This is a genomic window from Helicobacter ganmani (genome assembly GCF_003364315.1).
GTDB classification, from domain to species: Bacteria; Campylobacterota; Campylobacteria; order Campylobacterales; family Helicobacteraceae; genus Helicobacter_D; species Helicobacter_D ganmani.
In genome coordinates this window covers 22,611-29,719 of the sequence record NZ_NXLS01000012.1, presented here as the reverse complement: position 1 = coordinate 29,719, position 7,109 = coordinate 22,611, and the positions used below count along the sequence as shown (strand labels likewise).

The 7,109-nt window shown below is 34.7% G+C and carries 7 protein-coding genes; 2 read left to right on the top strand and 5 right to left on the bottom strand.

Going from position 1 to position 7,109, the window contains the following annotated elements:
- Window positions 1-154 precede the first annotated feature (154 nt).
- The 5 genes from CQA43_RS09015 to CQA43_RS08995 are packed head-to-tail and all read right to left on the bottom strand — an operon-like array spanning window position 155 to window position 5,220.
- A complete protein-coding gene (locus CQA43_RS09015) occupies window positions 155-778 on the bottom strand; it encodes a metal-dependent hydrolase (protein ID WP_115552263.1) in 624 nt (207 codons plus the stop codon).
- Between the two features lie 15 nt (window positions 779-793).
- Window positions 794-1,231: an rRNA maturation RNase YbeY gene (ybeY, locus tag CQA43_RS09010; RefSeq protein WP_407918780.1), complete on the bottom strand. Its 438-nt coding sequence runs from the start codon at window positions 1,229-1,231 to the stop codon at window positions 794-796.
- 1 nt (window position 1,232) lies between these two features.
- Window positions 1,233-1,991, bottom strand: a complete 759-nt coding sequence (locus CQA43_RS09005; RefSeq protein WP_115552261.1) for an exodeoxyribonuclease III — start codon at window positions 1,989-1,991, stop codon at window positions 1,233-1,235.
- A complete protein-coding gene (locus CQA43_RS09000; RefSeq protein ID WP_115552260.1) occupies window positions 1,988-2,716 on the bottom strand; it encodes a small multi-drug export protein in 729 nt (242 codons plus the stop codon). The genes CQA43_RS09005 and CQA43_RS09000 overlap by 4 nt, the downstream gene beginning before the upstream one ends.
- Window positions 2,671-5,220, bottom strand: a complete 2,550-nt coding sequence (locus tag CQA43_RS08995) for an AsmA family protein (RefSeq protein ID WP_115552259.1) — start codon at window positions 5,218-5,220, stop codon at window positions 2,671-2,673. Before CQA43_RS08995 ends, CQA43_RS09000 begins: the two co-directional genes overlap by 46 nt.
- A gap of 186 nt (window positions 5,221-5,406) precedes the next feature.
- On the opposite strand from CQA43_RS08995, the gene CQA43_RS08990 reads away from it, so the two are divergent.
- A complete protein-coding gene (locus tag CQA43_RS08990) occupies window positions 5,407-5,610 on the top strand; it encodes a hypothetical protein (protein WP_115552258.1) in 204 nt (67 codons plus the stop codon).
- A gap of 138 nt (window positions 5,611-5,748) precedes the next feature.
- On the top strand, window positions 5,749-7,032 hold the full coding sequence (locus tag CQA43_RS08985; protein WP_115552257.1) for a coproporphyrinogen III oxidase family protein: 1,284 nt from the start codon (window positions 5,749-5,751) through the stop codon (window positions 7,030-7,032).
- Window positions 7,033-7,109: the final 77 nt, after the last annotated feature.

Below are 7,109 nucleotides of genomic sequence, written 5' to 3'. Positions count from 1 at the left end.
TATGGAATTGTAAAGATTGGCAGAATTCCTGTGGATTGTGCATTTGTATTGAGAGGGGTGCATTTTACATAAAATATTTGTAAAAGAATAAAACTCTACGATTCTGCAATGAATCTTGATGAAATCTTTGGTAAGAGCAAGCCTATGGGAATAATCAAAAGGGAAAGTATCCTTTGAGATTTGTGCTAAAGCCTAGCAATTCTAAATTTAAATATCCAAAAATTCCCAAACTCAAAGCAGTAATGAGTTTATCTGGGGTTCCGCCTGTTTTGAAGCGCATAAAGTTTGGTGTGATATGAAATTTGCGGCTAGTAAAAGGTAGGAGTAATGGCACGCCGCTTAATGTCATCATATCGCCAATGAGATGAAAGATGCAGCCAAGTAACAAGCCAATTCCAAAGATTTCTATATTTTGGGCTTGTATAATACCGCCAAATGCTTTGGCAAACTCTGCGACAAATGGAATCTCATTCCAAAGATTTTTGTCTAATGCACCTAAAAGGAGTAATAAGATTCCAAGCAGGACGACAAAGCAGAGGCTGTGTGTAAAGCCGCGATGTCCAAAAATAGATTGAATGAGATTAGAAACACCTAAGGTTTTTTTGCCAAGTAAAGAGCTTGGTTCATCAATATCTGGCAAAAGAGAGCCAAGAGCCACTGCTCCATAAAGAATTCCTAAATCTGTGCCATTTAATGGAGTATTTGTCATGGTATTGAAACATACGATTCCGCCCGCGCCAAGTCCAAGTCCAAAGCTAATATGTGTTCTACCTAGCATTAAAAGCCTTTAAAATTATAATTGTGTGCGGACAATGAGGCTTTTAGGCAAATTGAATTTTGAAATAAATTCTTCTTCCTTAATTCTTTGTTCGCCCTTATCCACCTCGTGGTCAAATCCTACTAAATGTAAGATTCCGTGAATAAAAAGTAGAGCAATCTCCTCCTCTATGCTATGTTTTAGTCGCCAACTAATCTCTTGTGCATATTCCACAGAAATAACAATACTACCCAAAATAGGGCTAAACTTTGTGTTTAATGGAAAGGAAAGCACATCTGTTGGTGTTGCGATTCCGCGAAATTCTGCATTTAGTTGAGTGATTTTGGTATTATCTACCAAAATCAATTCACAGGGTTTGAGTGGTAGCTTTAAATCTTGCAAAATAGCTTCTAAAATAGAATTTAAAAATGCTACAAATTCTTGTTTTAATGTGAAATTGCTTTGATTTTCTATATCAATGTGTTTCAATTTCTAACCCCACAGGACAATGGTCACTTCCTTGTATTTCAGGATAGATTTTTGCGTCAATGAGTTTGGAGTTTAATGCACAAGAACATAAAAAATAATCAATCCGCCACCCTGTATTATTTGCTCTTGCTTTTCCCATATAGCTCCACCAGCTATATGCTCCTTCTAAGTTTGGATAAAAATAACGAAAAGTGTCTGTAAATCCAGCATTAAGTAGAGTCGTCATTTTGCCCCTTTCTTCATCGGTAAATCCAGCATTTCTGCGATTATTTTTAGGATTCTTTAAATCAATCTCTTGATGTGCTACATTTAAATCTCCACATAGAATAACAGGTTTTTTTTGTTCTAAGGATTTTAGGAATCTTAAAAAGTCATCTTCCCATTGCATACGATAGTCTAGTCGCTCTAATTCTCGCTTAGAATTTGGCGTATAGACATTGACAAGAAAAAAATCATTGAATTGTGCAGTAAGGATTCTTCCCTCTTTGTCATGGTGTTCTATGCCCATATCGTAATCTATGCTAAGGGGTTGTGTCTTGCTTAAAATCACAACACCAGAATACCCCTTTTTCTCTGCACTATTCCAATAATCTTGATAGTTTGGAAAGCTAAAATCCGCTTGACTTTTTTGCATTTTGGATTCTTGAATACAAAAAACATCTGCATTAATTGTATTGAAAAAATCCATAAAGCCTTTATTCATACAGGCTCGCAAACCATTAACATTCCAAGAAATTAGTCTCATTTTTCTCCTTTTTTGCTTTTAAGTTTTGCAAAGAATGTGCCAAAAATAGCAAGGCTTACAAATACACTCAATAAAACCCACATCGTATTTTGTCCAAAATATTTGAGTTGAGAATCTAAGCTTTCTAGCAAATATACCCAACATAGAATCGCAATGTTTGTGCCACTAAGAACGACAAGGAGATTCAGCCAGACTTTTAGGTGCATAAAATATCCGATTGCTGCACCTACAATAGGACCTGTCATCCAAAAGGGTAACCATACAAATGCAAACAAACCCACGATTCCATATTTTTGAATCGGTTTTTCATATTTTTGCGCAACCTGATAGATTGAAGCAAAAAATTGTTCAGTTCTTTTAAAAGTGCTAATCCCTTGAATACTCCATACAAAAAGCGGATAAAGAATTATCACCATTGTGTTTTCAATATAGATATTTAAAATTGTAGCCCAAAAAGTATTAAATTCTAATGCTAAAGCCAATGAAATTCCAGCAGCCCGCCCAAACACAAGAGAGCTTAAACCTATACTTAGAAGTTTATCCCCTATACCATTTTGCAGTAAAAAACAAGTGATGATGGCTAAAGCGTAAAAGGTTAGCAATGTGATTCCGCATAAAAAGAGTTTTGTCTCCCCATTATGCGGTTGCACAAAAATTAAACGATAAAGCGCAGAATCTCTCATTGTTTTGGGTGTTGGACGCTTCCGTGATAGAATGGCACACATTGCTCTGTGCTTTCTCCTATCACAGGTTTTGCAACATTCTGCGCACCTTTTTTGATTTGTCCAAAAAGTGAAGTTGCGAGATTGACTGCAGTAGAAATGGTGGTTTGAGTGATTTCAATTTTGGGATTATCCAATGTGCCTTTGATTTTTTGAGAATATTTTGCACAATCTTTATTATCTAGCAATCCGATGGTAAAGTTTTCAAAAGCATTGTTATTAAGATTGATTGCGCCAACTGCTGCTAATCGTGTTTTTTTTGTGGCAAAAGCAACATCTTGCGCGGTTGCGATTCCGTTTTTTATATCAAATTTTGCTTCTAATTCTTTGATGACGCTTTTGGCTTCTATTACCGCATTTAGTCCTAGCATGCCGACATTTGTGCCTTTTGTTGCGGCGATTCCCAAAGGACCTGCAAGCACAAATGCGCCAACATCTAAGAGGCTAATACTGCTACTTTTTTCAAAATTACTCACAAGTGCATCAATATCTACACTATAAATTTCTAAATCTTTGCTGTTTAGTTCCGCAATTCCATTAAGATTTTTTAGAATCGTTTGAGAATCTTTGCCTTTAATTACTAAGTCTGCATTCGCATTTAGGATTCCCCCTTTGACTAATTTGCCATTGCCTGTAAAGTTAGCGATTTTTTTCACATCTAAATTTGTGCCTTTTAACACAAGTTTTTCATTGGCAAGTTTAATGTCTAAATCGCCAAAATCTTTGTTTTGCAAGCTAAGGCTTGGAATTTCATTTGCAAAAGCAGCATTTCCTTTAAGAGAAAGTGCGCCTTTAAGAGTCATATCCAATGGATTGATGTTAGCAATTTCGGGTGTGTTTAGGTTAAAGTCTGCACTATAAGCATTGTTGGGTAGATTGATTTTAACATTGCTGATTTCTACATTCAAATCTTTGCCATTTGCTTTAATCTGCGCATTTCCATTTCCATTTTTTAAACTCCCACTTCCGTTAAGAGCCAAAGAAATATCTTGTTTGAATTTCATTCCACTTAACGCGTTAAGTGTGGCTTTGGCAAGGGTGATTTGTTTGGAATCTATTTCAAAATCTCCATCAAAGCTAGAATCTTTGAAATTTTTAAGATTTGCCTTTACATCAAGCTGCCCCTCTGCGGCATAGTTAAATAATTTGGCGAGTTTTTGCAAGTTGAGATTGTGAATATCTAATTCTACATTTTCAGGCGAATAATCTTTCAAAGCAACATTGGCAAGTAGCTTGGAATCAAACAAATCACTTTGCACTTTTGTTTTGAGTCTTTTGGAGTCTCCATTAATTTCTGCATTGAGAATATTGTTGTTTGCAAGTTGGATTCCTTGATAATTCAGGCTTGTAATGGTGCTATTTAATTTTGAGGCTAGATTATAATCTAAAGTATCTAGATTGATTTTGTCTATTTTAGCGTTTAAATTTACCGCGCCGTTTGCATTATAAGGTGTGGCATTGGTATATTTGGCAATGAGATTCAAGATTTCTTGCAAATTCAAATCTTGCGCACTGATTGTCAAGTCTTTTGGCGTATAGTTTGGCAAGTTGATATGTGCCAAAATAGGATTTGTAATGAGATTTAAGGCGAGGGTTGCCTCTTGGTTAGTAATTTTGCTTGATTTTAGGTTAATATTTGCAATCACGGGAGATTTAAGCATTATTCCACCAAAGCCGATTTTTTCAAGGCTAATTTTAATCTCTCCATTGGTTGCATAGTCGTTCAAGCTTGCTTGAAGATTGCTAGAGCTAAGATTTAAGTAGCTAGAAGAAGCAAGCAAGGTTGTAATGATAGAATCTTTTTGTGCTTTACCATTAATTGCAAGTTTGATTGGTTCATTGGGTAAAAGGATTCCATAGTTTTTATTTAAGAGTGAGATATTTGGAGAGAGCGCATTAGAGGCGATTTGGAATCCTCCGCTTGGCGCGCTTAGATTGGAAATATCCATATCCGCATTAAGTAAAATTTTGCCACTTACATATTTGGGTTGATTTAAAAAGGCGAGCAGAGATTCGGCTTTAATACCTTCTTTACTAGTGATAAATAATCTTTTAGGATTATAATCTTTGAGTGTAATATCTGCATTAATTAGGCTATTAAATGCAGTGATGTCAGCTTTTACATCTATGTCGCCTCCATTTTTTTTCACTTCTCCATTAAGACCAATTCCCCCATTAAGCTTCATGCCGATGAGCTGCTCATAAGGGCTTAAGTCTTTAATAGCTGCGTGAATTTGTGCATTAGTGTTAAGAGTGAAAAGCGAATAGTCGCCATTGAGTGTAATTTGAGATTTTTGTTTGTCTGTGATGCTAAACGCATATTTGCTAAAACCTAGCTTAAAATGTGTAAATTCTAAGCCAATGGGAGCTTTTTCATTTGCAATTTGTGTGATTTTGTTTTTTAAAAATTCATTGCCACTGCTTGAGAAAAGCCAAGTTAAAGTAGTGCCGATGATGAATAAAAAGAGGACGATTAAGATTCCTAAAATTTTCAAAATTTTTTTCATTTGATTTGCCTTTCTTTTGGGGAAATTATAAAAATTGTCGTAATTTTAGCAAAATTAAATTAATAAAGCTAAAACAAGGAGAATAAAAATAAAGTTTTTATACTTTATAGAATCATAAAAAATGCCGATATATAATTCGTAGTTCTTTTTATAAAAGGATACAAAATAAACAGAAAGGAGTCTGTTATGATTTCAGGAATTGATAGCGGTTCTGTGGTAGCAAGCGGTAATTTGAATGTTTTAAAAAAGGCAATACAAAGCGAAGAGGCACTAATGAGCTCTCTTATCAATGGAATGCAAAATACACAAGCAAATTTGCAAACTCAAGCCCCAGTAGAATCTACACAAGCTCCACAGCCAAGTGTGAATAAATTGGACATTATGGCATAAGTTTAAAGCACTTTTGTGCTTTAGGCAAATCTTTCTTTAAATCAAATTTATTCTTTGAATTTATTTTTTATTTACAAATTATTTTCTATAATCGCCAATTTTGTTTTTGAATTTTAAATAAAAGAGTGCGAATTGATAATGATACAGCAAAATCTTTCAACAAAGTTAGCAAATTACATTATGCGTTATGCGACGCAGCATTATCTGCATTTAAAAAAAAACAAGCGGACTAAACTTCCTTTGCCTAATCCACAAAAAGTCAAAAGTAAAAATTATTTGCTTTATATCCATATACCATTTTGTGCAACGCTTTGCACTTATTGTTCTTTTAATCGTTTTTTGTTTCAAGAAGAAAAAGCACGCATTTACTTTATGAATTTGCGCAAAGAAATGCAAATGGTAAAAGACTTGGGATATGATTTTAGTGCTGTTTATGTGGGAGGTGGGACAACTTCTATTTTACCTGATGAATTGTGCAAAACACTTGATTTAGCCAAAGCACTTTTTAATATTCAAGAAGTCTCTTGTGAGTCTGACCCTAATCATCTGCAAAGAGAGACTTTAGAGCAATTTAAAGGGAGGATTGATAGGCTTTCTGTGGGTGTACAAACCTTTGATGATGGAATCTTACGCAAGATTGGACGTTATGAGAAGTTTGGTGGCGGAGAAGTAACGCGTCAAAAGCTTGAATCTGCTTTGGGGATTCTACCTATTTTAAATGTGGATTTAATCTTTAATTTTCCTAATCAAACACAAGAAATGCTTGCGCGAGATTTAAAAATTATTCAAGAATTAAAACCGAATCAACTGACGACTTATCCCTTGATGTCCTCTCCCTCTGTAAAAAGTATTTTAAAACGTTCTATCGGGGAAGTGGATTTGCAAAATGAAGCACGACTTTATGCGCAGATTTTGGACACTCTTTCTTCGGATTTCATTCCTTTATCTAGTTGGGCATTTTCATATAAAGGCAGTGAAATTTTTGATGAATATGTAGTTAATAATGACGAATATGTTGGGATTGGCTCGGGGTCATTTAGTTTTTTAGATGGCACATTGTATGTGAATACCTTTTCTTTGAAAAACTATGCACAAAAAATCCAAAATGGACAAATGGGAGTAGAAAGAGAGCGTAAATATTCTAAAAAATCGCAATTGCAATATCGTTTAATGGTAGAACTTTTTGGTGGGGAGGCAAACAAGGAGAGATTTAAAATGTTGTATGGTGCAGATTTAGAGAAAGATTTACTAAAAGAAGTTACTTTTTTGCGTTTGAGCGGTAATATTGTCAAAAAAGGCACATCGTATTATCCAACACAAAAAGGGAAATACCTCTTTCTTTCTATGATGAAAGAATTTTACATTGGTATGGATTGTGTGCGTGAGGAGTCTCGTGCAATGCTTCAAGAGGAGGATATGTAATAAGAATAAAGTTTAAAAAGACTTTATTGCAACTTTATCAAAAAATGTTACAATTTCAGAATTTTTAAAAATGAGGT

Coding starts and splice junctions, on each gene's coding strand:
- CQA43_RS09015 (WP_115552263.1), bottom strand. CDS start 778: ATGCTAGGTAGAACACATATTAGCTTTGGACTTGGACTTGGCGCGGGC.
- CQA43_RS09005 (WP_115552261.1), bottom strand. CDS start 1,991: ATGAGACTAATTTCTTGGAATGTTAATGGTTTGCGAGCCTGTATGAAT.
- CQA43_RS09000 (WP_115552260.1), bottom strand. CDS start 2,716: ATGTGTGCCATTCTATCACGGAAGCGTCCAACACCCAAAACAATGAGA.
- CQA43_RS08995 (WP_115552259.1), bottom strand. CDS start 5,220: ATGAAAAAAATTTTGAAAATTTTAGGAATCTTAATCGTCCTCTTTTTA.
- CQA43_RS08990 (WP_115552258.1), top strand. CDS start 5,407: ATGATTTCAGGAATTGATAGCGGTTCTGTGGTAGCAAGCGGTAATTTG.
- CQA43_RS08985 (WP_115552257.1), top strand. CDS start 5,749: ATGATACAGCAAAATCTTTCAACAAAGTTAGCAAATTACATTATGCGT.